Source organism: Neobacillus sp. 114, from assembly GCF_030127045.1.
Taxonomy (GTDB): Bacteria; Bacillota; Bacilli; order Bacillales; family Cytobacillaceae; genus Neobacillus; species Neobacillus rhizophilus.
Genome location: NZ_CP126144.1, coordinates 4,159,338 through 4,186,260 on the forward strand (window position 1 = coordinate 4,159,338; position 26,923 = coordinate 4,186,260).

Annotated in this window: 25 protein-coding genes; 3 read left to right on the forward strand and 22 right to left on the reverse strand. The window is 41.6% G+C overall.

Annotation, left to right across the window (positions count from 1 at the left end; genetic code table 11):
* Positions 1–125: 125 nt before the first annotated feature.
* The 9 genes from QNN06_RS20165 to QNN06_RS20205 form a co-directional block, all read right to left on the reverse strand.
* Positions 126–572: a PaaI family thioesterase gene (locus tag QNN06_RS20165; RefSeq protein WP_213119055.1), complete on the reverse strand. Its 447-nt coding sequence runs from the start codon at positions 570–572 to the stop codon at positions 126–128.
* A gap of 40 nt (positions 573–612) precedes the next feature.
* Positions 613–1,944 (reverse strand): MFS transporter, encoded by a 1,332-nt coding sequence (locus QNN06_RS20170; RefSeq protein WP_284035846.1) that lies wholly within the window; start codon positions 1,942–1,944, stop codon positions 613–615.
* Between the two features lie 37 nt (positions 1,945–1,981).
* Positions 1,982–2,404, reverse strand: coding sequence for a MarR family winged helix-turn-helix transcriptional regulator (locus QNN06_RS20175; RefSeq protein ID WP_213119053.1), 423 nt, complete (start codon positions 2,402–2,404; stop codon positions 1,982–1,984).
* Positions 2,405–2,653: 249 nt separating this feature from the next.
* Positions 2,654–3,253: an undecaprenyl phosphate transporter UptA gene (gene uptA, locus QNN06_RS20180; RefSeq protein ID WP_213119052.1), complete on the reverse strand. Its 600-nt coding sequence runs from the start codon at positions 3,251–3,253 to the stop codon at positions 2,654–2,656.
* A 36-nt stretch (positions 3,254–3,289) separates the two neighbouring features.
* On the reverse strand, positions 3,290–4,069 hold the full coding sequence (locus QNN06_RS20185) for a COG4705 family protein (protein WP_213119749.1): 780 nt from the start codon (positions 4,067–4,069) through the stop codon (positions 3,290–3,292).
* A gap of 103 nt (positions 4,070–4,172) precedes the next feature.
* Complete coding sequence (locus tag QNN06_RS20190; protein ID WP_213119051.1) at positions 4,173–4,862, reverse strand: polysaccharide deacetylase family protein; 690 nt, start codon at positions 4,860–4,862, stop codon at positions 4,173–4,175.
* 41 nt (positions 4,863–4,903) lie between these two features.
* Positions 4,904–5,569: a TVP38/TMEM64 family protein gene (locus QNN06_RS20195; protein WP_213119050.1), complete on the reverse strand. Its 666-nt coding sequence runs from the start codon at positions 5,567–5,569 to the stop codon at positions 4,904–4,906.
* A gap of 19 nt (positions 5,570–5,588) precedes the next feature.
* On the reverse strand, positions 5,589–6,764 hold the full coding sequence (locus QNN06_RS20200; RefSeq protein ID WP_213119049.1) for an MGDG synthase family glycosyltransferase: 1,176 nt from the start codon (positions 6,762–6,764) through the stop codon (positions 5,589–5,591).
* Between the two features lie 67 nt (positions 6,765–6,831).
* A complete protein-coding gene (locus QNN06_RS20205) occupies positions 6,832–7,494 on the reverse strand; it encodes a phosphatase PAP2 family protein (protein ID WP_213119048.1) in 663 nt (220 codons plus the stop codon).
* Positions 7,495–7,671: 177 nt separating this feature from the next.
* Between QNN06_RS20205 and QNN06_RS20210 the strand changes: the two genes are divergently transcribed.
* Positions 7,672–8,388 carry a response regulator transcription factor gene (locus QNN06_RS20210; RefSeq protein ID WP_213119047.1) on the forward strand — a complete coding sequence of 239 codons (717 nt, stop codon included), beginning with the start codon at positions 7,672–7,674 and terminating at the stop codon, positions 8,386–8,388.
* Positions 8,378–9,994, forward strand: coding sequence for a HAMP domain-containing sensor histidine kinase (locus QNN06_RS20215; protein ID WP_213119046.1), 1,617 nt, complete (start codon positions 8,378–8,380; stop codon positions 9,992–9,994). Before QNN06_RS20210 ends, QNN06_RS20215 begins: the two co-directional genes overlap by 11 nt.
* 113 nt (positions 9,995–10,107) lie before the next feature.
* On the opposite strand, the gene QNN06_RS20220 is transcribed toward QNN06_RS20215, so the two are convergent.
* The 12 genes from QNN06_RS20220 to QNN06_RS20275 all read right to left on the reverse strand — a co-directional run bounded on the left by QNN06_RS20220 (position 10,108) and on the right by QNN06_RS20275 (position 24,482).
* Positions 10,108–12,285 (reverse strand): transglycosylase domain-containing protein, encoded by a 2,178-nt coding sequence (locus tag QNN06_RS20220; protein WP_213119045.1) that lies wholly within the window; start codon positions 12,283–12,285, stop codon positions 10,108–10,110.
* Positions 12,286–12,410: 125 nt separating this feature from the next.
* Positions 12,411–13,088, reverse strand: a complete 678-nt coding sequence (locus QNN06_RS20225; protein ID WP_213119044.1) for an LrgB family protein — start codon at positions 13,086–13,088, stop codon at positions 12,411–12,413.
* Positions 13,085–13,453, reverse strand: a complete 369-nt coding sequence (locus QNN06_RS20230) for a CidA/LrgA family protein (protein ID WP_213119043.1) — start codon at positions 13,451–13,453, stop codon at positions 13,085–13,087. Before QNN06_RS20230 ends, QNN06_RS20225 begins: the two co-directional genes overlap by 4 nt.
* A gap of 140 nt (positions 13,454–13,593) precedes the next feature.
* Complete coding sequence (locus QNN06_RS20235) at positions 13,594–14,475, reverse strand: LysR substrate-binding domain-containing protein (protein WP_213119042.1); 882 nt, start codon at positions 14,473–14,475, stop codon at positions 13,594–13,596.
* Positions 14,476–14,585: 110 nt separating this feature from the next.
* A complete protein-coding gene (fdhD, locus tag QNN06_RS20240; RefSeq protein ID WP_213119041.1) occupies positions 14,586–15,395 on the reverse strand; it encodes a formate dehydrogenase accessory sulfurtransferase FdhD in 810 nt (269 codons plus the stop codon).
* Positions 15,396–15,417: 22 nt separating this feature from the next.
* Positions 15,418–15,780, reverse strand: coding sequence for a Na-translocating system protein MpsC family protein (locus tag QNN06_RS20245; protein WP_213119040.1), 363 nt, complete (start codon positions 15,778–15,780; stop codon positions 15,418–15,420).
* A gap of 96 nt (positions 15,781–15,876) precedes the next feature.
* Entirely contained in the window at positions 15,877–16,356 is a 480-nt protein-coding gene (locus QNN06_RS20250) for a helical membrane plugin domain-containing protein (protein ID WP_213119039.1), read from the reverse strand.
* Positions 16,356–19,328 (reverse strand): formate dehydrogenase subunit alpha, encoded by a 2,973-nt coding sequence (gene fdhF, locus QNN06_RS20255; RefSeq protein WP_213119038.1) that lies wholly within the window; start codon positions 19,326–19,328, stop codon positions 16,356–16,358. The genes QNN06_RS20250 and fdhF overlap by 1 nt, the downstream gene beginning before the upstream one ends.
* 335 nt (positions 19,329–19,663) lie before the next feature.
* On the reverse strand, positions 19,664–20,479 hold the full coding sequence (locus tag QNN06_RS20260; protein WP_213119037.1) for a formate/nitrite transporter family protein: 816 nt from the start codon (positions 20,477–20,479) through the stop codon (positions 19,664–19,666).
* A 276-nt stretch (positions 20,480–20,755) separates the two neighbouring features.
* Positions 20,756–22,018 carry a nickel-dependent lactate racemase gene (gene larA / locus QNN06_RS20265; RefSeq protein WP_213119036.1) on the reverse strand — a complete coding sequence of 421 codons (1,263 nt, stop codon included), beginning with the start codon at positions 22,016–22,018 and terminating at the stop codon, positions 20,756–20,758.
* 223 nt (positions 22,019–22,241) lie between these two features.
* Positions 22,242–23,210, reverse strand: coding sequence for a 2-keto-3-deoxygluconate permease (locus QNN06_RS20270; RefSeq protein WP_213119035.1), 969 nt, complete (start codon positions 23,208–23,210; stop codon positions 22,242–22,244).
* Positions 23,211–23,318: 108 nt separating this feature from the next.
* Complete coding sequence (locus tag QNN06_RS20275; protein WP_213119034.1) at positions 23,319–24,482, reverse strand: glycerate kinase; 1,164 nt, start codon at positions 24,480–24,482, stop codon at positions 23,319–23,321.
* A 145-nt stretch (positions 24,483–24,627) separates the two neighbouring features.
* Between QNN06_RS20275 and QNN06_RS20280 the strand changes: the two genes are divergently transcribed.
* On the forward strand, positions 24,628–25,722 hold the full coding sequence (locus tag QNN06_RS20280) for a CdaR family transcriptional regulator (protein ID WP_213119033.1): 1,095 nt from the start codon (positions 24,628–24,630) through the stop codon (positions 25,720–25,722).
* Between the two features lie 86 nt (positions 25,723–25,808).
* Here the strand turns inward: QNN06_RS20280 and QNN06_RS20285 are convergent, their stop codons facing one another.
* Positions 25,809–26,321, reverse strand: a complete 513-nt coding sequence (locus QNN06_RS20285; RefSeq protein WP_213119032.1) for a DUF3231 family protein — start codon at positions 26,319–26,321, stop codon at positions 25,809–25,811.
* Positions 26,322–26,923: the final 602 nt, after the last annotated feature.

The following is a 26,923-nucleotide window of genomic DNA, read 5'->3' on the forward strand; positions in this document are numbered from 1 at the left end:
CATGATGTAATTGTTTTAATTATATAACAATTATGATAATTACAAGTAAATATGTAAACTTCTTCTGAAAAATAAAAAAAGAGAAGGCACTCCTTCTCTCTTTACATTTTATAATGATGTCCTATTTATTTTAGCTGAACTCTCTTTCGTTCAGGATTACCTTTTAATATCATGCATGTACTAGTAGAATGCCCCACTAGACTCCCTTTTTCATCATATACATGACATTCCAGCAATCCCACTGTAGAGCCTTTCTTAATGAGTTTCCCTTCTGCACGAAGCTTCGATTTAAAAATTGGTTTAAGGAAATTAAATTTAATTTCGACTGTCGTAAATAATTCGTCGTCGGCCAGCGTTGTGACAAAAGCATATCCCATCGCAGCATCCGCAATGTCACACAGAATCCCGCCGTGCAGTGTCCCCATTGGGTTATGTAACCGTTCAGAAGCTTCCATTTCAATCACAACTCTGCCTTCTTCCACCTCTACCACTTGAAACCCAAGGACTTCCGCAACCGGTGCAATAGGTACTTCACCAGTTATCATTTTCTTCATACCTTCTAAGCGACTCATAATATTCACCTTCCAAAATTATTTTTATGATCAGATTCTATTAAACTTGAATATTGATTTCTCCTTTATGGGCCCGCTTTCCATACCAGATTAGTATAGAGATTGATCCCAGAAGAACGACAATTAACAGCAAATAGATATTCTGAAATCCGGTAATGAGTGGTTTATTCGTTTGCCAGCTGATTAATACACCACATACTGCGACAGCTAACGATCCTCCGAAGAATTGGCTAAGTTGGCTTAAGCCCATTCCAGAACCGATTTGGTCTTTGGCCAATATTCGCGAAACTTCATTCGACAAAGCGGATAATACCGTTGAAAGAGCAGGGGCGAATATGATATAGCCGATCATGACGATGTAAGGCGATACCTGAACCAGCAGCGTCATCAAAATCATACTTGCAGCCAGGAAAAAATGCCCGATTATGAGGAAGCGGTAATTTCCATACTGGTCAATCCAGCGGCCAACTTTCCTGATTAATAGAGCAGCTAACAGTGAGCCAGGACACATCATCAGCCCAACGGTGCCAGCAGACATATGAAACCAATCGGCCAACAGTAGGGGCATCATAAAAATCATTGACATATTCAGTATAAATGCACAAAAACTAACAACCAGGAGTTTGCGGTAACCATGATGATGAAACAAGTTGGGGGGTACAAATGGATTTTTTACCTTGCGTAAGTGCCAAATGTTCGCTACGAGTGCACCGAAGCTAAGCAGCAGGAACCATATGGATAATTGCATGACGCTAATCAATATTGATACCACAACAATGGCTGTAAGGGCGGCACCAGGGATATCAAAGTTGAATTCTGTATGGATTTCTTGTGGCAGCAGCCTCCACAGGACCGGAACCAAAGGTATGACCAGGCTGGTGATTAGAAACAGTCCATTCCAGCCCATAAACTGTGTAATCACTCCACCAATCACGGGTCCTAACGCAAAAGCCAAAGAAGACCCGGAGGCGATAATGGTAATGGCCCGTCCACGGCGCTCGAACGGCACGTAACGGCTTGCCAGGACAATACCTAATCCCGGCACGGCACCGGCACCACTTGCCTGAACCAAACGGGCAGCCATTAGAATCCCGAAACTATGTGCGAAAAAACCCATTACGGATGCCGCGCCAAGCAGGGTCAAACCAACAAACAGCAGCTTTCGGATTGACACATAATCGGATAATCGGCTAAAGATGACAGTGGACAAAGCAAACACAATGGAATACCCCGAGACAATCCAGGAACCCTCACCGGCAGATATGTGCAGCTCGTGTATGATGGTTGGGAGGGCAACGTTAAACATTGTTGTGTTCATAAGGACCAAAAACGAGCCAATTGCCCATAAGGGTATAATAATTCTATCGTTCAAGTTGTCACCATCCTTTGCGAATAGTCTTTTTCCTGCATTACTTATTCTTGATGCCAATATCATAAAGTATTTTTTTAAATTGTTGAATCTCTACATCACTTAAATCTGACATCACTTCTTCATTCATCTCATCCATTTTCTGACATAATGGAACCTCCATCGACCTCCCTTTATCTGTTAGAAAAACTAGCTTGTTTCGCCGATCATTCGGATCAACACGTCGATCAATAAACCCGTTTTGTTCCAAGCGGTCGATGATCCCTGTGATGGTTGCGCTGTCTAATTGAAGTCTTTCGGCTAATTCAAAACCAAATTGTCCATCCTTTCTCCACAGCTGACGAAGCAGTGCATATTGAACAGGTGTCACACCGTAGGATGATAGTTTGGATTTACTCACTTGGTTCACCTTTTGCAATGCTTTTCCTAGTAGAAAATGAACACAGATATCGACTTTTTCCATAATCCACCTCCATTATTACTATTTCGAACTTTCTGATTAGTAAGAATATAACACATTCAAATTCATTTGTATACAAGTGATTTGTATGCAAGTAATTCAGCAGTTTTCTATTTCAAGGATTTTTTAATTTATAGAGAAATTTACTAAGAAGTTTTCTCAACAAAATAAATAGATGTCTCAAAATTAATAATGAGACATCCTCTTAATTAATAGTCTATAAAATTGTTAAACGACTTACTTTATATTGATCTAGTTTGTATTTATCTTTTTATTTTTCCATTTATAAAGGGCATAGCATATGGTGAAAACCACGGCTATGATAATGACAGGTGTAACATATGGACTTGCAGCCTTGTTAATTTGGTTCCATTTTGATCCCAGTGTCATCCCTAAATAAAGAAAAAGTATCGTCCATGGAATAATCGCTGCCGTAGTATAAATGCTAAACCGCGCAAATGACATCCGGGCAATACCTGCAGGAATGGAAATGGCATGTCTCACGACAGGGATGAAGCGTGCTGTAAAGATAACTCCTGACCCATATTTTAGGAACCATTGTTGAGCGACATCTAAATGATAAGATTTAATCAACAAATACTTTCCATATTTATCTAGAATAGGTCTCCCGCCATACTTGCCCAACCAATATAAAAACCATTGAGCAATGATACCTCCAATTGTCCCGGCAACTACCGCTCCTATGAGTGAGAGCTTTCCAACAGAAATTAAATACCCCCCATAGGCTAATACAATTTCACTGGGAATTACCTCTACCATTAAACCAAGAGTAATTCCAAAATAACCTAGACCTGAAAGCAAATCAAAGATGGATTGGATAAAATGTGACATATAATACCTACCTTTTTTTAAGAAAGTGATGCTTCCTTATTCTGATTTTTTCTGTCCACTCTCATCTATTCTTGTTTTGGTTAGGTAGATGACCAAGCAAAGAATGATAACCAGGAAGATTGCGCTCGTTCCTGTAGTACCTAATCCGAGTCCGCCGTGCTTATGTGATTGTGACAAAAAGTCACCAAGAGAGGCACCGAAAGGGCGTGTCAAAATATAGGCAAGCCAGAAGGCTAACACAGCATTTAACTTGAAGAAATAGTACGCAACAGTTATTAGCGCAATCATTGCTGCAAATATCAGTCCAGAATTAAAGTAACCTAAATTCATATCCTCTGATAAAAGATCACCGGCAGCTGTACCTAAAGCAAAGGTAAACAGAATCGTCAACCAATAAAAGGCTTCTCGCTTCGTCGTAAAGATAGAGTGAATTGATAGAGTCCTTTCACTAACGAACCAAACGGTAAAGGTTAAGATCAACAAGATAGCGAAGCTGATGGTGGACGTTTGTAAAGGAACTCCTAAGTTATCCGTAAGATTATCGGTCACCAGAGTCCCTACCACGCTGATTAGCACCACCACTAGCCAGTATATCGCCGGCACATATCTGCTGGATTTAAACTGAAATAACAAAGTGATGACCAATAAAACAGTCATGACTAACGTCGTATTTGTCAAACCCCAGTGCAAATTAAAGTTTAGGAAATCCGCTGCTGTCTCTCCAACTGTTGTAGCCATAATTTTAATAATCCAAAAGAATATCGTGACCTGTGGAACCTTATTCAACATCTCACTGCTTAACGATGAACTTTCCATACTAATTTTTTTCAAGTGTTTCACTCCTGTTCTAATTTATATTAATTACCGGAATCGCCTAAAAATCAGAAGCTATGATTTCCTTTTAACAAACTATACTTGTCTACAATTCATCGATTCTTACACAGGATTTACCCTGAGATGATAGTTCTTTAAAAACATCTTTTAATGCATCAATTGTATTGGCCGGAGCATCTTGATCTGCTCCAAACGTTTCCCCACAATCGTGCAGAAGAACGACATCCCCATTCTTTATATCCCGTATCAATCTAGTTTTAATCTTCTCGCTGCCGCCTTTACTGCGCCAGTCTTCTGCCATTACTGACCAGTGGATCATTTTATACTTTTTCATTAGGAAAAAATCAAATAAGTTTAATAATCCCCATGGCGGACGATAATAAATTGGACGTTCCCCGGTAATGTTTTCAATGATGGCAGCAGTCTTCCCTAATTGCTTCCGGATTGTCCATGGACCCATCACCCAGTTGGATTTATGAACGTAATTGTGCATTCCGATTAAATGCCCTTCTTCATGCATTCTCGCAATTAACTCCGGGTATTTTTCCGCTTTAGAACCAAGGACAAAAAATGTTGCTTTGATATTATATTTTTTTAACAAATCCAATAACTGCGGAGTGAAAATACGATTTGGACCGTCATCGAAAGTAAATGCGATCTTTTCTGAAGTCTCTTTCCGTTTTAATACTCCAATGCTAAAACCGGCAGAAAGAATAAATGGAATTAACCAGTACAGTGCTAATATGAAACAAAGCAGAAGAATAATCTTAACCATTCTTTGTTTTCTCCTTTCTATTAAGTTTTACAGAAAAAGCCTTAATCCATTTTTCTCCTTAGAACGATACTTAAGATAGATGACAAGATAAAAAATCCACCGCCCACAATAAACGGAAGGAATCTTCCGTAACGAACGCCAGCAAATAGGCAGCTAACTGATATGGTATAAGGCAATATCCCTAAGGCCGTCGTCCATAGAAATCCCTTTTTACTCACGCCCAATATACCTGCTGCATAATTGATGAAATGATACGGGACCAATGGAACGAAACGGATCAACAAAAGCCCTATATCGCCTCGTTTTCGCAGCCATCGGTCGATTTTTTCCAGATATGGTTTAGCCATTGGTTCAATGATTGGACGTGCAATCCAATCAGAAAGATAATACGCAAGGACGGCACCTGCTATCCCGCCAATCCAAGAATAGAATCCACCTGCAAATGGTCCATATATCTCGATAAGGAAAAGGGAGACAAATTCCCCTGGTGCCGGTATTACATTGACAACTGTTTGGATCAAAATACCTAAAATGACACCAAAAACACCTAGATGCCGGATGGATTCAAGCCATACTTTAGCAGCGCCTGTATGAAGAAAATACAAATATAACCCTGTTAGAAGTAAGAAAATCATCAAACTTCCTATTGATAGAGAGCGGGCTCTCGATTGTTTTATTTTGGATGTCGACATCATAATAGTTTCCATATTTCACCTTCCTCTTGACTCATACCCCAAAAGAATACATATGGTCATCAAGACTGATATGGGTCCCTTTTGTATCGAGAATGATTTCGACTGATGCAATCGAAGATTCTTTTGGATGAAATTGTTTCGAACTCTCCCTCATCTGATGAAGCAATTTTGGAGTGTTCAACAATTTGGATAATTGATTGGTTAAATCCCGATCCGTTTTGGCTTGAACTGCCACCCCCGAACGGACTAGAAATTTTGCGTTATCCTGTTCTTGACCGGGAATCGGTTTATAAAGAAGCATTGGCAGCTCCATAGCAATCGCCTCAAAAGTAGTGACGCCGCCTGGTTTCGTTATCATGAGATCAGAAATAGCCATCAACTCATGAACGTAATCGATATAACCAGTGAGTTGAATGCGATGCTTGGAATTCTTCAGCTTTTCCTTCAATTGCAAGCGAAGTTTCTCATTATGTCCGCAAACTATAATCAATTGAATTGGCTGCGGTAATGCATCAAACTCCTGGATGGTGGAACTCCCATCACCAATCATACCGCAGCCTCCTCCCATCACTAATACTGTGGGCATTTGAGGATCTAAGCCATATTTCTCGCAAATTTCTTCCCGTTTAAAGGTTTGCGAGAATTGCTGGCGAATGGGAATCCCTGTATGGGCGATTCGTTTCTTTTCAACACCTAAGCTAATCAAAGCATCACGAACCAACTTGGAGCCAACGATATATTGATCCGTGTAAGGATAAATCCAGCAGCTATGATCGGTATGGTCGGTGATGGTTGTAACGGTAGGAATATCTGTTAATCCAAAAGATTTTAATTTCGACATCACAGCAGCAGCCAACGGAAAGGTACTGACAACGACTGTCGGCTCCACTTCTTCAAGTAATTTTTTCATCCTTCCCAGCCCTGTAGACAAAATCGTCTTCATCATCTTAGAAAAAGTGTTCACTCTACGTGTTTTTTGATAAATATAGCCATAAACCTGAGGGAATTTTTTCACCCCTTGAAGGTAGATAAAACGGCTTACCTGATTTGAATAAGGATGGACCCATTCCATAAAATCAAAAACAACCGGTTCCAAGTCAGGGAAACGAATTTGTATCGCTTCGTTTAATGCATTGGCTACTTGAATATGACCATCACCATAATTTCCAGTAAGGATTAAAATTTTTTCTTTTTTTACGGCATTCATTTTTCTCCACTCCTTTAAAAGGTTTAACGTATCTATTGGTATCAGGTGATCAATACAGCAACGATGGCTATACTGAAAAAGATTTCTCGCCAACGGATTTCACTGTGCGTTTCTGTACAAACACCCGCATATATCCGTACTCCACCATTTTGAATAAACATTCGACCAATAAAATGGCGGCTAAACAATCCATAATCACATGCTGTTTTATAAACAAAGTGGCAAGGATAATGGAAGTCGAGAAACATCCTATAATCCATTGCATCCACCTGTTCTTCCACGAACTGTCACGAGAGGCCCTTATCATTAAATAACTGCTCATCACATGAATGCTTGGGAAGCTGTTGTATGGATGATCGATTTGATAAACAAATTGCAACATCCGTGATAGTAAATCATTGCCCACTATCTCAGGGCGTACTGGACCTTCCGTTTGGTAAAAATAATAAATAAGGAAGCTGGCCAGCAATCCTAGGTCAAAAACAAGTATTGTTTTGAATGCAAGTGAAGTATCTTTAAAACAGAAATAAACCAACGTAATGGTTATATAAACAATCCATGCAGCATAAGGAATCACAAATAGCTTCACAACAGGAATCGTTTTATCTAAACTTGTAATTAATGTATGAACACCGCGAGTGGGTGTATTTAAATATGGATAAATCAACATCATCGCCGGAATGCTGAACAGAAAACAAAGCACTCCAACTATTTTCCATTTTTTGTTCACGCTGAGTACCTCCTCGCATGTATGTATCTTACAAAAAACTTCTTAAGGAAAAATATCGTTCCTTCTGAAGATTTTCTTAAGAGTTTAAAGAGAACTTCAGAAAATCTTCAGAAATTCTATTGTTTTTTCTTAAGAGGAATAGAGTAAACTTTAGTGAGTTAGAAAGGAGAGGTTTTCATGGCACAAGAAACCATTCTCATTATTGATGATGAAAAAGAAATCCGAGATTTGATAGGGATTTATCTGGCGAATGAAGGATATAACGTTTTAAAAGCAGCCGATGGGATCGAGGGGTTACAGTATCTTGAAGAAAACACAGTTCATTTAGTTGTTTTGGATATCATGATGCCTCGTCTCGACGGTATTCAAGCCTGTATGAAAATCAGAGAAAGAAGAAATGTTCCTATTATTATGCTATCTGCCAAATCGCAGGATATGGATAAGATTATGGGACTAACCACCGGTGCGGATGACTATGTAACAAAGCCGTTTCAGCCTTTGGAATTAGTCGCAAGAATCAAATCGCAGCTTCGTCGTTATCTTCGGTTAAATCAAACGGACGGAAGCCATCAGGCAAATACAATCCAGCAGCTGGATGTCATTTCGATTGATGAACTAGTCATTAACATTTCTACACACGAGGTTAAAGTGGATGGGAAAGATATAAAGTTAACACCTAGGGAATTCGCCATTTTAGAGCTATTGGCCCGCAATCCTGGAGTTGTGTTTAGTACAGAAAAAATCTATGAACAGGTTTGGAATGAGCCGTTTTATGAATCCGAAAACACCGTAATGGTTCATATTCGTAATTTGCGCGAGAAACTGGAGATTAACCCGCGGAAACCACGGTATATCAAAACGGTTTGGGGGGTGGGCTATAAAATTGAACAATGAGAAGAAGTTTTTACATGGCCATTCGAGAGGTGGATATTTGCAAAAGCTTACTAATTTAGTGAAGACTAGTATCCGCATTCAGCTGATATTAGCCTTTGCCTTTTGTACTATTATTTCCCTTTTGGTCGGTTGGGCCTCAAGCCCCTTTTTTGTCAGTGAGGATCGGAAACTTGATTTTACGGAAGGCGTCGTCACCATTGATGAAAGTGGACGAGATTTGGTGAAACAAATGAATTTGATGAATCAAGACATAATCGAACTTGTCAAGGATTTAGGGGATCAAGATCCAGATTTCAAAAGTCAATTTCTTCAGGGGTCACAGCCTTCGGGGAAAGGAAACGCGGAACGGTTAACCGTCCCTTATGACGGGAAGTCCTTTTATGTATTATCGAAAGATGAATTAGTTCAATATTTAATAAATACGCCTAAACAACTAAACAACATTAATGCATTGATTACAGATTCCGGTGGTACAGTCCTTTATCGATCAAAAGGAGCAATTGATACTCAAGTTAATCTCCAAGAGGAAATGAAAAAGGCCAAAATGCCCCTTGCTGGCAAGGAGCATGATGATCATCCGATTGTGACAAGAATTTATCCGATCACCATGGATGGCGGAAAAAACTACCTACTTGTCAGTGGAGTGCCAAAATCCACCTCCGTTTATGTGAAAGAAACGGGAGTCACCCCTTATCTTCTTGGACTTATTACGTTTATTCTCTGTTATTATTTCATAACAAAACGAAAGATGAGGGAAATAGAGGAGATTGCGTTAGGTTTAACCGAAATCGCCAAGGGGAATTTAAAAAATCGGATTCGTGAGAAAAGTCAGGATGAGGTAGGTTCACTAGCAACCAACATTAATTATATGGCTTCAGAATTAACCGAAATGATGGAAAGGCAAAGACAGACTGAAAAATTAAAGGATGAGCTAATCACCAACGTCTCCCATGATTTACGTACACCCTTAACTTCGATCATGGGCTATATGAGACTAGTGAAAGACCATCAGTATAAGAACCAGGCACAATTGGATGAATACGTTGATATTGCATATGGTAAATCTGAACAATTAAAAATTTTAATCGAGAATTTATTCGATTTTACCCGTCTAACTTATGAAGGTATCCAGCTCAAAAGAGAAAAGGTCAGCCTAAACCAAATGCTCAGACAGCTAATGGATGAACTTGACCCGATCGCAAAAGATCACGATGTCATGATTAGCAGCAATCTCCCAAAAGAACCGATCCTAATGGAGGTCGACCCGAATCAAATGGTGCGCGCATTGGAAAATGTGTTAACAAATGCCATAAAATATAGTACCCCTTCTGGGGAAATTCATGTTCATATGGTCAAAAACGAACACTCTGTTCAGATATCTGTTTCAAATCCATGTGATTCCCTATCTGAAGAGGAGGTTGCTAGATTATTTGATCGTTTCTACCGCGTGGATCCCTCACGTTCCTCCAACAAGTCTGGAGCTGGATTAGGCCTAGCCATCACAAAAAGCATCATTGAATTGCATCAAGGAACTATTCGTGTTGATTATAAAAATGAGGTCATTCAAATTTCCATCGAATTACCTTTTCAGGAGGAACATGAATAATGCAAGGATCGTTAATGGAAAACGGTCCTTTTTTATTGGCATTGATTTTACACACCAAAACGAAAAAGACTGCCGACTTAGTCGGCAGCCCCGAAAATCCTTTTCGTACAATCTTAATCTTCCTTATTTTTCCCTTTACCCTTGCCTTTTCCCTTTTCTTTTTCCTTTTCTTTTTCTTTTTTCCACTCGTCCTTTTTATGCTTCTCTTTCCCATTATTCCAGCCATTTTCGATTTCAGTTTTTACTTTTTCAATTGGCTTTGGCGGCACTTCGGCGGAAGCGATACCTTTGATATACAATTCGTTATTGACCTCATACACGCTGTTAGGCTGCTGGAAATTCGACGAATCCGTCCCAAATGACTGCATCATCGATTTAAACATAAGCGAAGCAATTTTCGTTGTATTTCCGGCTTGATAGTTGCCAGAACCGTTTTGGGCATATCCGGTCCAAACTGCCATTGTGTATTGTGGTGTGTAGCCTGCGAACCAGCTGTCATTTGTCGCGTTGTTAGGATATCCATATTTCGCACGGGTTTGGGCGTCAAAATTGGTAGTACCCGTTTTTCCCGCGACATCCAAACCGGGGATATTGGCTGTTGTACCTGTTCCGGCATCGACGACAGTCCGTAACATATCAGTCACCATATAGGCAGTGTAATCCTGCATCACTCGCTTTGGTTTCTCAGCGAAATTTACCGTAGTGCCGTCTGCCAAAACAACCTTTTGGACAAAATGAGGTTTATTGTAAATTCCGCCATTTCCAAAGGCACTGTAGGCACCTGCCATTGCTAGAGGGCTGACTGTATTGCTTCCGATTGCATAAGACTCAAAGACCTGATTATTTTTAAATGTAATGCCTAGCTGTTCCGCAAAGTTCTTCGCTTTATCAAAACCAACCTCACGGAGTGTGAGAAGGGCTGGGATATTATACGAGTTTTGCAGCGCGGAGCGGATGGTCAACATTCCATGATATTGATGGTCCCAGTTAGAAATCTGCTGACCGGTTGAATAAGTTGTTGGCTGGTCATTAATTAAATGGGCCGTAGACCACTTTAAATTTTCAATTGCTGGGCCGTAATCAAGAATCGGCTTAAAGGTGGAACCCGGCTGACGATTGATGTCAACCGCCAAATTGTGGCCAAGAAAATCAGCCTGATAGTCGTTTCGGCCGCTGCCAATTGCCCTGACTTCTCCCGTTTTTGTATCCATAAAGACAAACGCTCCCTGATACTTCGCATCTGGGTAAGCAATGATTTCATTAGTGTTCATCATTTTGTCGGCATAATCCTGTGCCTTTGGATCAAGCGTCGTATAAATCGATAACCCATCGGCACTGACGTCTACATCCTTTAGCTTTCCTTTGATCTCTTTTACCACTGCATCCAAAAATGCTTCATATGGCATTCCCTGCTGCTCACTTTTTGGTATAACCCCTTCTGTGACTGGAACTTTTGAGGCTTCCTCCATCTGTTTTTCGGTAATATAGCCGTGCCGATGCATCAAGCTTAAGACTAGATTACGGCGGTTGGTAGCCGCTTCTTTGTTTTCTTGCTTGGTTGGGTCGTAATTATTGGGACTTTGCGGCAGTCCGGCTAGCATCGCTGCCTGCGAGAGAGTCAGCTTTTTCAAATCGTTTGGCTCTAGCCCGTAGTAGTTCTTTGCTGCGGCAGCCACTCCGTATGAGTGGTTGCCAAGGTAGATTTTGTTCAAATACATCATTAAGATTTCGTGCTTGGAATACTTTTTCTCAAGCTGATACGCCAAATCCCACTCCTGCACCTTCCGCTTCAATGTTTTTTCACGTGTCAGAAATGAGTTTTTGATAACCTGCTGTGTAATCGTACTCCCGCCCTGTGATCCGAAATCCCCTGTTACATTGACAAAAATGGCTTTCGCCGTCCTTTTGATGTCAATGCCATGATGGTCATAAAAACGGGAATCCTCCGTGGCAATGAACGCATTTTCCAAGACTTCTGGAATTTGCTCATACGAAATTTTCGTCCGCTTTTCCTTCCCATATTCATAAATGAAGTTTCCATCTTTATCATAAAATTTCGTCGATAGAGGGTCGACTAATTTGGAGGCATCTAGTTCAGGTGTACCCTTTAACATCGATGCGAACGTGATAGCCCCCGCCCCGGTGGAAACAAGTCCAATCACTAAACAAAAAATGACCACCTTTTTTAACATCGACCCTTTTATGGGCAATTTTTTGTTTATTTGGCGGCTTTCCCTTGTATTCTCCGCTTTTTTTCGTTCCTCACGAGATTGATAAGTTTCTTCTGTCATATTTCTTCTCTCCGATGATGCATAGGGACGGTTCTTCTGCTTCAGAAGCAGAAGAACCGTCCCCATGTTTTTTTTTTACATATAAACATATTCGTAAGGAATGCTCTCTTTATGGGGGATTTCCACTAAATCATTGCCGGTATCAGCAAAGCCCCCAACAATAAGGTTATAAAAGCAGCAAAAATCATAGCCAGCGACGAAAAGGTCGCTTCTTGCTCCCCATATTCCAGCGCTTTGTTTGTTCCGGCCCCATGGGCGCCCATTCCTAGTGCAAGACCTTTTGCAATCGGTGTCTGGATGGATAGCCATTTAATAACGGAGGGGCCGACAACTCCGCCAATCACGCCGGTCAAGATGACGAACACGGTTGTTAACGTTGGCAGGCCGCCAATCTCTTTTGATACCTCAATGGCAAACGGCGTAGTTATGGACCTCGGAAGGATCGACGTCATAAAATCATATTTCAAATGGATTATTTTTGAAAGAGCAAATGTTGAAAAAATCGCCACCAGCGAACCGGTAATGGTACTGATAATAATGGTGCCTAAATATTTTTTGACCGTTGGCAAGTGTTTATAAATAGGTACCGCGAAAGCAACCGTAGCTGGCCCCAGCATATGTGTCAGCCATTTTGTTGCATCCAAATATTGATTCGCAGATACATGCATGACTGAAATGGCAACGATTAAAAGAGTCGGGGCAAGCAGTAAATGATGAAATAAAGGAAACGGCCATTTCCCATAAATTTTTTTCGATAAACGATAGATGAGATAAGTGCCTAAAATACACAATACCATCATCATAGCTGCTCACTTCCTTTCCTTTTTGTTACTTTTTCTGCAATTAAGGCTGTCATTCCCATGACCATGACGGTGCTGACCCCAATCAATACGACGATTTCGGCTCCTTGAAAGCTGATGATTTCATCATAATTGACAATTCCTACTGCAGACGGTACGAAGAATAGGAGCAGCTCTGCCAGCAGCCAGTTAGCGCCCTTTTCAATCCATTCCAGCTTGATGATGTGTAGGCAAAGTGCCAAAAACAATAGGAACAAACCAAACATTGAAGCAGGTATCGGTAGTGCAACGATTTCTTTTAGTGCGGCTCCGAGAAATAAAAAGACATGTATGAATAATATCTGTAAAATAATAACTCCAATTTTCATCGTAAAAATCCACTCCAAAAGAAGAAAAAGGAGATTCCTTCATGCTCCTTTTTACTTCTCGATTTAAACTATAGAGTAATGTTACGACGAATTCCGCTATTCGTATAATACATATTTAGAATGATTTTCATAACTCAAAGTTATAATGACTCCTTCAAAATAAAGTCGATAAACGTTCTCCCTGCATTGGAAATATAACGGTCTTTTTTGGTGATAACTGCAAGCCTCCAAAGTGTGGCCGGTCTCAGAGTAATGATTTTTAATTCCTTATTCAGCAAGCGATTGCAAATGGATTGCGGCAGAATGGTTATCCCCAGGTTGGCTGCGACCATTTCCGACATTAGGTCCCATTGTGTGCTTTTAAATAAAATCTTCGGCTCGAAACCACCCGATATAAAGAATTGATTCCGTAAAATCTGATTTAACGAAAATTCTTCATGATAAAAGATAAACTCTTCGTCTGCCAATTCCTTTATTTCCACTTGTTTACGGGCAGCGAAATGATGGTCTTTGTGAACCACCAGCATTAATTCTTCCTCCACAATCGGGTAAACACGAAACTCTTGTTCATCAATCGGCAGAACGGTAACGCCTAGCTCAAATTCCCCTTCTTCCACACTTTTCACGACCCTCGCCCCGCCGTACTCGGTGATATTTAATTTAATATTTGGAAAGGCCTGATGAAACTTTGCCATCACTTTTGGAAAAAATAAACTTCCGATAAAAGGCGGAAGGCCAATGTTTATTTCTCCCCTCTTCAGATCGGTCATGTCATTTAATGTCTTGGTCATTTCATCAAGCAGGCCGGAAATTTTCTGGGCATATTCTAGCACCACATTCCCAGCGTCTGTGAGATTCGTTGCCTTATTGCTGCGGATAATCAAGGTCATGCCAAGCTCTTCTTCTAACGCCATAATCGATTTACTCAAGGCAGGCTGTGAAATATGTACACTCTCCGCTGCCTTGGTAATGCTTTTGTGTTTAGCTGCCTCCATAAATAGATTTAATTGGCGTAATTCCATGAAAACACCTCATCTTAAGGATTCTTTAGAAGAATTTTAACATATCTGCAGAACTTACCAATACTATTGAAAAACAAAAATACCGCTTAGCAACGACTAGCGGTACCCCCTTATTTCGCTAATTCAGGTGTCATGATCCGTTCCGAGTTTGTATAAATATTTAAGGCATTATTTCGGATAAAACCCACAGTCGTAATCCCCAGCTCTTCTGCCAACCTTAGTGCCAGTTCCGTTGGGGCAGATTTTGACAGGACGGTTCCACATTTAATTTTTGCTACCTTCAATAATACCTCTGAGGAAATGCGCCCGCTAAAAGCAATCACTTTGTCCTCGATGGAAATGTGATGCTTCAGACAGTGGCCGTAAATTTTATCCAAAGCATTATGTCTGCCAATGTCCGTCCGCGCTACAATGATGCCATTTTCATCACATAATGCGGCGTTATGGACACCGCCCGTATCTTGAAAAATGGTAGAGGATTCCTGCAGCATCTCCATCAGACGAAAGCAGTTGTCGACGGTGAGCACTTTGTTTTTCACTTCAATCGGCTTAACGGTTCTGGCATCATTATAAAAATAAAAACTCTGCCGGCTTTTCCCGCAGCACGATGTTACAATGCGCTTGGAGTGGAACATTTCATTCAACTTATTCACTCGATGTGTCGTCACCATTGCTTTACCTAGTGTTTCAATTACTTGCAGTTCCTTTATATCCTCATAGCTGCTGATCATCCCCTCTGACGCCAAAAATCCGACGACAAGTTCCTCAATATTCTCCGGACTGCATACGAGGGTGGCAAATTCTTGGTCATTTAACATAATCGTGATTGGATATTCCGTCACAACCACATCCTCAACAAGCTGCACGACACCATTTTCATATCGCAGCACCTGGTTTGTTACCTGCATTTGCTGGTCCATACTCCCTGTCTCCCTTGTTCCCTCATTTACCTTTTTGATCTATTGGTTTATCAAAAACAAATACAGTCATGGCGATATCTTCATCTATATTAATGTCGGAAAAGAGCCGCAGCACTCTTGCTCCCATTAAGGTTTCAAACTTATCCACAACCTCTTGTCTTTTATAGATTTCCTTTACCAGCTTGGTCCGAGCCTCATGAACGGTTTGCTTTCCTTGTTCAGAGTTAATCATAAACTTCTCTACATTCGTAAGGTTGCCTTTCATTTCACTAATTGCCCAGTTTTCCACGAAGCGGGTACTAATTTCTTTTGGGCCATTTCCAACGTACTCTTTTCTGATTTCCCGAACCAGCATACTAAATTGGTGTTCTAAATTTTTTCCCATTATCGACTTCCCCTTCATTTGTCGTCTTAGAATAGTTTTCGATTGAAACAAGGAAACCCATTCATTTTAAAATCATCAAATGGGTTTCCCCCTCCTTTAATCCTTTAAGCCTTCCCCGACACCCTTCAAGAGATTTAAACCAAAACCAATTGCCCTATTGATATCCGGATCGTTCAATACCTTCAATAAATCAAGTATTCCTACTTTTGAATTGGATTGGAGCCCTTGTTCCGCCTTTTCCAAACCATTTGCAACGCCATTCATCAGCTTTTTTGTCATTTCGGGATCAAGTGTCGTCAAGGCGCCGCCTGCTGCCATTGCGTTGTTGATGAGATTCGTAACGGGCTCTCGTGTCATTTGGCCAACCGCAATTTTTGCCACTTGCTCTTTTGCTTTGACAAGGCTGTTCATAGCATCTAAAATACCGCTTTTGTGGAGCTCTTGCAACAGTTGAAGTGTATCCAGCAAGGAATCTTTATTTTGGGCAACCTCGGAGAGAAGACTCTCCAAGGATTGCGCTTTTTGTTGCTCTTCTGTCAATTCTACTTTTTTTATGATTTTAATTGGCTGAGCCACTATGCGTTCCTCCTGTCATACAGGCCTGGCTTTACCTGTTCATTGACGCTTGAAATCGGCACATAATCGCCTCGTTCCCATTTCCTGTAGATTTCAAGACCCATCTGCGGCGTTCGTGTAGCATTTCGCGGGTTGAATCTTGGCAGCGGATTTTCTCCATCGATTTCCAGGACTTCCATTCGCACCTTTGTTTGTTTATAAGCAGGTGTATGTGTTACAACATCAACCGCCCCGCCTGTCAACAAGTTTACCGCGCTCTCATGGCTTGAGGAGTGCATTGGGACATACACGGTTTTTCCTTCAACACGGTCTGTTACAAGAACCGGAAGACGAATCGCACCATATGGTGAAACGAGACGGACAATCGTTCCATCCTTCACCCCACGCTCTTTGGCAAGCTCAGGTGAAACTTCAACAAAAACTTTCGGGAACTTGTACTGTAGCCCTTCTGATTTATGCGTAAGGTTCCCTTCATGGAAGTGTTCAAGCAAACGTCCGTTATCAAGAGCCAAGTCAAACTCATCCGGGAATTCCACCGGAGGTACGTAATCAAACAATCCGAACCGAGCTTTCTTATCAGGGAAGTTAAAGCCGTCCAGGTAAAGAACAGGCGTGTCCGTTCCGTCTGGCGATCCCCATGTAAAGCTGTTCCAGCCTTCAAGCACATTGTAGTTACAATGTTTAAAAAACGGGGTCAAGCTTGCCATTTCTGAAAAAATCTCACTTGGATGGGTATAATTCCAGTTAAAGCCCATGTGGTTTGCCACCTGCTGTAGAATCCACCAGTCAGGCTTGCTGTCACCAGTTGTCTCCAATGCCTGGTATAATCGTTGGACACGGCGCTCTGTATTGGTGAATGTACCCTCTTTCTCAAGGGAAGGCACGCCTGGCAAAATCACATCTGCAAACTGAGCCGTTGTCGTTAAGAAAATTTCTTGAACGACAAGGAAATCGAGTTTAGCAAGCATTGCTTGAGTATGGTTGGAATCGGCATCCACCCATGCCATGTCCTCCCCGACGATATACATTCCTTTCAATTCGCCCTTATCAATTGCTTCAAGCATCTCAATATTATCAAGACCAGGCTTTGCAGGAAGTGTTACGCCATAAGCTTTTTCAAACTTTGTACGAACTTCGTCGCTTGCTACTTGCTGATAGCCAGGGAAGATATTTGGCATCGTGCCCATGTCAGCGGCACCTTGTACGTTGTTATGTCCACGAAGCGGGAATGCCCCTGCATTGCGGCGCATCATATTTCCTGTCGCAAGGAGAAGGTTGGCAATGGCAACTGATGTATGAGAACCTGCAATATTTTGCGTGACGCCCATTCCCCAGCAAATGGCGGTCCCGTCCGCATCATGAATCATTTCCGCGATTTGGATTAATGCTTCTTGCGAGATGCCAGTCATTCTCTCCGCTTCTTCGAGCGTATAAGGAGCAATCATATTTAAGAATTCATCATAATGGTTGACATGCTTTTGAATGAACTCTTCATCATGCCAGCCTTGGTCAATAATGTATTTTGTTACAGCAGACAGCCATACATAATCTGTACCTTGTCTTGGACGCACAAACAAATCAGCGCGGTCGGCCATTTCATGTTTGCGGACATCGATGGTGATTAATTTTTGCCCGTGAAGCTTATGTGCTCGCTTAATTCGTGTAGCAAGAACAGGGTGTCCCTCTGCCGGCGCACAGCCTACTAAGATAACAAGTCCAGCGCCCGCAATGTCTTGAATCGTTGCGGAGTCACCGCCGATGCCGCCTGTTTGCTGCAAGCCCCAAGAAGCAGGCGACTGGCAATAACGGGAGCAGTTATCCACGTTGTTGGTGCCAAATACCTGACGGCTTAATTTTTGAATCAGGTAGTTCTCTTCATTAGTGATTTTAGAAGAAGCGATAAATCCTAGTGCATCGCTTCCGTACGTATCTTTGATGCCGCCCAATTTTTCAGCCACAAGATCTAAGGCTTCATCCCAAGAGGCTTCAACAAACACATCGCCCTTACGTATTAATGGAGTGGTAATCCGTTCTTTTGAATTGACAAAATCCCAGCCGAATTTTCCTTTTACACACGTAGATACACTGTTAACCGGCGCATTTTCAGATGGTTCAATTTTTAATATCTCATGATCTTTTGTCCAAACTTCAAATGAGCATCCGACGCCGCAGAACGTACAAACGGTTTTTGTTTTCTTGATGCGTGTGTCGCGCATCGCTGCTTCAACTTCAGATACGGCAAAAATGGTTTGGTAATCCGGTTCTACCGCTTTAACAAGATCAATCATTGGAGTTAGCAAGTCATCTTCTATTCCCGTCATGAATCCGGCATTGCCAAGCATCGATTTTTCCATCAAGGCATTACATGGACAAACCGTGACACACTGCCCACAGGAAACGCAGGATGATTCATTGATGCTTTTTCCGCCATCCCACAATACACGAGGCTGCTGGCTCTCCCAGTCGATCATCAATGTTTCGTTGACCTGCAGGTCCTGACAGGTTTCCACACAGCGCCCGCACAAAATACATTGGTCCGGGTCGTAGCGGTAAAATGGATGGGACATATCCACTTCATAGCCCTTGGAACGATGCGGACGTGTCTGATGCTGGACACCCATCATTTCCGCCGTATTATGGACACGACAATTGCCGTTGTTGTTGTCGCAGACCGTACAATACAATAAATGATTTTCCAAAATCCGGTCCATCGCTTCTTCCTGGGCCTTTTTCGCCACCTCGGAAGCTGTCAGGATATTCATCCCTTCCTCCATGACAGTCGAACAGGCCCGCATAATAGTGCCGTTCACTTCACACATACAGGTATCACAGCTTTGGACTGGACCAAGAATTTCTGAATAACAAACATGTGGATGCTGGATATCCTGTGAAATAAGGTAATCCAAGATTCGAGTTCCAGCCTCAATCTCACGGGCGGTTCCATTAATAAACACATTCACTTTTTCCGACAAAATAAAACCCTCCTAAACATAAAGAAAACTCGCCGACTGGTGAGCCCCTAAGGGCGAAGACAGAGGCGTAGTTGCACTTATACTTTCTTATTAGCCAAAAAACCCCCCATAAAACAGTTGCTATACCTAATTGGTATAAACCGTTTCATGGGGGGAGAATTTCTGAGCATATTTTATATACTAGCGATCATTCCCGCCATATTATCTGTGAGCAAGCAGGAAATCAAAGCAACAACTGTTACCTGATTTCAATGCATTCTTCACTAATTTTAAACATTAATACTATGAATATATCATAAATTTGTATTTTTTGCGAACTACGGCAAGTTAGATTGCTAAACGGCCTTCTTTATGTTGTTTAATGCTTGTGAAGCATTAGTCCGTAATGCCTCTTTATATACCATCCAGTAGATCAAGGCGACGAAAATTCCTCCGCCAATGGCATTGCCAATAAATACCGGTACAAAGTTACTAAAATAATCGGTCCAGCTAAGGCTGCCGGCAAAAATGGCCGCTGGAATCACGAACATATTGGCCACGACGTGCTGGAAACCGATTGCAACGAATCCCATGATAGGGAACCAAATCGCAAACATCTTTCCACCAATGTCTTCAGCACCAAATGCCATCCACACCGCCAAACAGACCAGCCAGTTACAGCCGACTGCAGAAATTAATGCTTGAACAAAGGTTTCACTTGTTTTTGCTTGGGCGATTGCCACTGTTTTTTCCAAGAATGGCCCTGTTTCTGTCAAGCCAACCACATGGCCAAAGAAGTAAGCTACAAAGATAGCACCGACAAAGTTACTGACAACAATCAGCAGCCAATTCCTCATTAGTTGTAGGGTTGTTGCCCGCTTAGCCAATACTGCCATCGGCAAGGCCATCATATTCCCCGTCAGCAGTTCACCGCCGGCAATAATGATCAGCATGAGGCCGACCGGGAACACCGAAGCGCCAAGAAATGAGCCGAATGACCCCCATTCTTTTGGCAAGTTGCCACTCACCCGTATGTCTAATAGAAAACCCAATGCGATAAACGCTCCTCCTAAGAAACCTAACAGCAGGGCATGACGAATCGGCATTACTGCTTTCTTCGCGCCCGCTTCAACTACTTTTCGGGCAATTTGATCAGGACTATGAAATGCCATTTATTTTCCTCCCTTATGTATTAAAAAAAACAAAAAGCCCACCATAAAGCGGTTTCATGCAAACAAATTCACATAAACCGTTTATGATGGGCTAATATCTAAGCATTTAAAAATACTAGTAATCCTTCCCGCCACTATAAAAATAGAATAACAGAATGAAAGTGCGACATCATGTTACATTTCATCAATGAACATTCTATTTCTTATTAACATTTTATAAGATAACATATTTCTTATTTTTTGTGAACATTTTGTGACTTTTTTTATTTCAAACTACTACTCTTCAACATATGGAATTGTCAGCGGCCCGAGCGGTAAGACAGCCACAGTCATGTTTTCTCCATATGCCTGTTTAAGTTCTTCAAGTGTTTTCTCAATATTATGTGTTGGTTTAAGCATGGCCCCTTTGACTTGTTCGTCTGTTAGCTTCGAATACACATAGACATCCGACCATACTTGAATGACCGCCTGTTTTTGCACCTGCCATTGGTCGAACATTTTAAATTCGGGATTATTGATTAGGTCAAGTAAGCCTTGCGGGCTGTCTGCGAATTCAAAGATTTTTGCATAATTTCCATGGCTTGGCAGTCCATCAGAGCATTCTGAAGCAACGATTATGGCGCCGCCTTTTTTGACAATCTTTTGTGAAGCGCTCATTCCTTTAACGGCCTGGTAAAGATTCTGATCCAGCGGGTATCCAGAATTGGAGGTAATAACCACATCAAACCGCTCGTCACAGCGGACCATCGCATGTTCCTTTACAAAGGCACATCCCTTGTCATGGGCTTCGTATAACTCTCCCGCAAATACATTTGTGATTTCTTTTTCTTTATTCAGTGTCACATTTAACATAAAATGTGGTTTACAAAGGCCATTGATTTCCCGTGTCATATCCTGGACAGGGTTATTGACCATATTTCCCCATGTTGAAAGAGGGTCGCCAATCATTCTGGCATTGTGGAAAGTCATAATCGTATCAATTCCAGCAATGCCCGGCATAATTCCCTTTGGTCCGCCAGAGAATCCTGCAAAAAAGTGGGGCTCGATAAAACCTGTTACAATACGGAAGTCAGCTTCCACATACTCTTTATTGAGATATACATCACAGCCAAATTTGCTGCGTCCGAGGTTTACCTGTGTGCTTTTGTCGTGACAGTTATTATTGATGATCCGAATATTGTCTACAACCCAGTCACCCAACATTTGCACAAATTCTTCCCTTGTCTGATCGCGGTGAGTCCCTGTTCCATTGATGACAACGAAATTCTCCAATGGGACGTGGCTCAATTCTTCAATCAATAATGGAACAAGAATATGGTTCGGGGTCGGTCTTGTAATATCACTAATAACAATGGCAACGGTATCTGTAGGCTTGACCATTTCTCTTAAAGGGGCCGTTCCAATTGGGTTTCTCAGTGCCTGTTTAATCGCTTCCCGTTCATCTTCCATCGCTGGGAGGTCTTTTGGTTCTACGACAAACGCATTGTCAGGAACTTCAATTTCAAGTCCGTTTTGGCCATATAACAGGTTTGTTTTCATGTCTATACACTCTCTTTCGCAAATGTTTTCAGTATATACTAACGTGCTTCTAGTTAATTTATTTCCGTTTAAGGAGAAAAAAACCTAATTGCCAAACCCCTGAGATCGCTCTCAGGGGTTTATGGTTGTTTTACATTGCCTTTTGTTAAACACCTTAGAGCATAACATACGCGGATCATTTATGAATCCATTTTTAAATAACGGATAGTTTTCCAGGGATTTCTTAACTTGCTCTGTTCGCTTGGAGTTTGAATTGCTCTTTTTTCTTGAGTCTATTCGCATACCATGCAGTAACAATCGGACATAAAATTGCAGTTACAATTACGCTCGCTGCTACCATGATTGTTGCAGTACCAGCAACCTCTGCATAAGCAGGATTGGCAGCAGCAACGGCTGCAGGAACACCAGCAGCATTTCCGGCAGTAGTAGCGGCTGCTAGACCAGCAATTCCATTTCCGCCTGTCAATTTGTCTACAACGAATAAAGCAGAACCTGTAATAACTACAACAGCAACACCTAATAAAATTCCGGTTAAACCGGCAGTTGCGACTTTGTTGAAATCAAGCCCGGCACCAAGTCCAAATGCGAAGAACGGTATTAAAACAGGAGCAGCTTTTCCGAAAAACTCACGGCAATCCGGATCCAAGTTTCCAATAATCATCCCTAAAACCATTGGTAGAATCGCGCCAACCATTGTTTGCCATGGGAAACCGGCAAGACCGGCAAGACCTAAAGAAACCATTGTCAAGAAAGGACCGGACTCAAGAGACATTATTGAGTAAGCACCCGCATCCTCAGCTTTACCGAATTGGCCCATCAACGCCATGTACATACCACCATTTGTATCATTCATGGAAGCAACAATCGCCAATACTGATAATCCTCCAAGAACCATTCCATTACCGATAAACTGTGCAGCAATGATACCGATTATGGCCGCTACTCCAATTTTGGTTAATAGTAACGCGCCGCCCTTCTTGGCGATGTAAGGTGTCGCTTTAAAACTTAATGTTGTACCCATGCAGAAGAAGAATACTGCTAAAATTGGCAGTGCTCCTCCCCAAAGCGCCCCGGTGAAGGACCCGAAAAAAGTAGGGGTGCCCGGAAATAACGTGTTTAGTGTTGCACCAATGAGTAGGGGGAACAGCATCATCGAACCAGGAATTCTATCAAGTGTTGCTTTGATTTTCATAGATTTAAAGCTCCTCTCAAGGATAATATTAATATTTTTCAAAGACAAACTTTAAAGCGAATCTTCCACAAGAAATCGGGCTGCATAAACATCAACGGATTTAACTTTTTATCCATTCTTAACTTGGTTTTCAATCTGCCTCTTTTGATAAAAAAACGATCGAACAATTTGCTCAGCGGCAAATTCCGCTAATTCTTCAGCATGTTCCATTGCTTCTACTAAATCCATTGGCCTATTAATTATACTGTGAACACTAACAACACCATATTGATAAAGCGGATCAATTCCCTTGCCGACAGAACCTGCGAGAATGACGGTAGGAATATTTTTCGAATGTGCCACCTGTGCGACACCCATTGGAGTTTTGCCGGATGCGGTTTGAAAGTCTACCTTTCCCTCACCAGTAATGACAAGGTCTGCACCTTCGACCAGTTGATTCAGCCGGGTATACTCAATGACCACGTCAATACCTCGTCTCATCTTGGATGGGAAAAAGGCTTGAAAAGCACCGCCGATTCCTCCCGCCGCTCCTGATCCGGGAAGATTATGAATTTGGATACCTGTTGTCTTTTCAATGACATCTGCAAAATTAGATAAACATGCATCAAGAAAATCTACATCATTAGGTGATGCGCCTTTTTGTGGTCCGAAGACACTAGATGCACCATCGGGGCCAATAAAAGGATTTTGGACATCTGATGCGATAAGAAACTTGCAATCTGCAACTCTTGCATCAAATGATGACATTTCGATTATCTCAACTTTTCTAAGTTCTCCACCGCCAAAGCCAATCTCTTTGCCATCTGCATCCAGAAGCTTTAACCCAAGGGCTTGCAGCATTCCAGCTCCGCCGTCATTGGTGGCAGAACCACCTACTGCGAGAATGAAGGATTTGTAGCCATCATTAAGTGCCCGTTTAATCAATTCCCCAGTTCCGTAGGTTGTTGCTTTTAACGGATTCAACTGAGATGGGGGCACAAGAGCTAGTCCCGACGCTTTAGCCATTTCGATTACACATGTCTCTCCATCACCCAATACACCGTACTCTGCTGCAACCTTGTCGCCTAAAGGTCCTGTAACATTCACCGGGACAGTATATCCGTTCGTTGCAGATACTAGCGTTTCTAATGTTCCTTCCCCGCCGTCTCCAACGGGCAATAGGACCGTTTCTGCGTCAGGGTACGCCCGGAGAATCCCTTTTTCAATTGAGCTTGCTGCCTCTACTGAGCTCATGCTGCCTTTGAATGAGTCAGGGGCGATTACTATTTTCATGGCAACCTCCTTAGAAAACGTTTTCATTAAGTTTATGGAATTATTATACTTTTTCTACTTCTTTAATTCATCGTGTATAATAAACAAAAATAGTTAAAAAATTATATGTTTTTTTGTAAGGTATAACTAATTTATTGGAGGAATTATGCTAACAAAGGAAATCGCTTCCACCATCGTAAAAGAAACCTCTCTTCGCCTTGATCGCAATATAAACATAATGGATGAACATGGGATCATCATTGCTTCCAGGAATTCTTCGAGAATAGGGGATATTCATGAAGGAGCTCTAGCAGTTTTAAAGACCGGTAAAACAGTTACTATTTCAGAGGAGCAGGCAAAAGAATTAAAAGGATCTCAGCCGGGAATTAATCTACCTATCGTGTTTAAAGACATCATCGTTGGAGTCATAGGCATCACCGGAAATCCTATCGAAACACAGGATTTCGGGGGATTAGTCAAAATGACGACGGAGCTCATGATCATGCAAAATTATATTTCCACGCAGCTGGAATGGCAGCAGCGAACCAAGGATATGATTTTAGAAGAATTGCTAAAATCGGTACCGTCTATAACTAATATTGAACGGGGACTAAGTTTGTTGGAAAAACGGCTTCACCCCCCGTTTATTTCATGCGTAATCCAAATGAACGAGCGTTCCATCTCTAACAATACTCTTATTAAACAACTGGAACTAACGATAAGTGGACAAAATGCAATTATTGGCTTCATTAACATAAATAGAATTTTTATTGCCTTTTCGGAATGCACCCTGACTGAAACATCAAAAGTGTTTGATAGGATTGCTCATGAACTGAGACGCCTTAAGGTCTCCCACCGCCTATCGTTCAGTACTCCTTTTTCCGACATAAAGAATTTTCAAGAATCTTATTTGGACTGTGACCTTGCGCTCGATATCACCGATAAGACGCTGGAAATTGTCCCCTTCTCCAAGGTCGAATCAAAAGCCCTTATCTATAAGATCAAGTGGGAAGATGCAGAAAAATTCTCTAAACGAATAATGAATAGTACATTGAAAAGCTACTTGGAGACATTGGAAGCGTTTTTCGATCACAATCTAAACATCCAAAACACAGCTGATGCCCTTTTTATCCATCGAAATACATTAATTTATCGGTTAAATAAAATTAAAGAAGAAACAGGGTACGATCCGAAAGATTTTAGGGATGCTCTGACTTTGCAGCTAGCCATCTGGGCCACTAATAAAATTGAACTGGGATGACCGGGGCCTCCAGGCTATAGTTCATAAATATAGGCAATGTTGAAACAATAAAAGGATGGAGACAATTTGTCTTCATCCTAATATCCTTAACAGTCACCATGTTTATTTGGATGTAATGGCGGCGGGATCAGCCAGCCTTTTTCTTTGTTTAACCTAAGAACTTTGCCGCCAAGCGCTGCCTTTTGGTTATGGATTTGCACATACATCATGGCGATATCTTCCCTAATGGATTTACCGATAACTTGGCTGCAAGTCACTAATCCTGCAGCTATATCGGCCGAAAGTACGGCAGCAATAGCGGGATCAGGAACGCGCGCTCCAACCGGAATATCCTCTAAACAAGCTTCCGGCGGCTCTGGTGAAGCTGGAGGTAAACCAATTCCGTTTTCCTTTAAAAGTTCCTCCACTTGTTTCTTTTCCTGCTGGCAAAGTTCAATGGCTTCCTTTAATAATTTTTTTAAATCGTCGTCACCTGCATGGTTTATCATCGTTTGATAACCCGCAATCATGCCATTACCAGCTAAAACAGATGCCCATAGATCAAACACTTCGCCATAATGCATCGGCTCTTCCTTAGGATTTCCACTCAAAATACCCATTGCAATCCTCCTCAAATTATAAGAAAAATAATTCATTCCCGTGCCACCTTTCCTAAAGCACATTCAATAGCATTTCCCATAATCCGAAAAAAATGAAGGTTCTTTTTCCTCATTTTCTGGGAATGTGAGGCAAGAGAACCGTCCGAGATCACTGAAAAACACTCCTATGTTTTGGGTTCTTAAAGATAAAACGGCCTCGGTTGAAGGTAAAAGTAAAAATGGCTTACTATTTTCCCGTGAGCGCAAGAAAAGCAGCGCTCCGGTAAAAATAAAACGGTCTATTCTTCCCGTGAGTACAAGAAAAATACGGCAATGGTAAAAATAAGCCGTCTATTCTTCCCTTGAGTGCAAGAAACGTAGAGCTTCGGTAAAAATAAAACGGTCTATTCTTCCCGTGAGTACAAGAAAAATACGGCAATGGTAAAAATAAGCCGTCTATTCTTCCCGTGAGTGCAAGAAACGTAGCGCTCTGGTAAAAATAAAACGGTCTATTCTTCTCGTGAGTACAAGAAAAGTACCGCAATGGTAAAAATAAGCCGTCTATTCTTCCCGTGAGTGCAAGAAAAGCAGCGCTTCGGTAAAAATAAAACGGTCTATTCTTC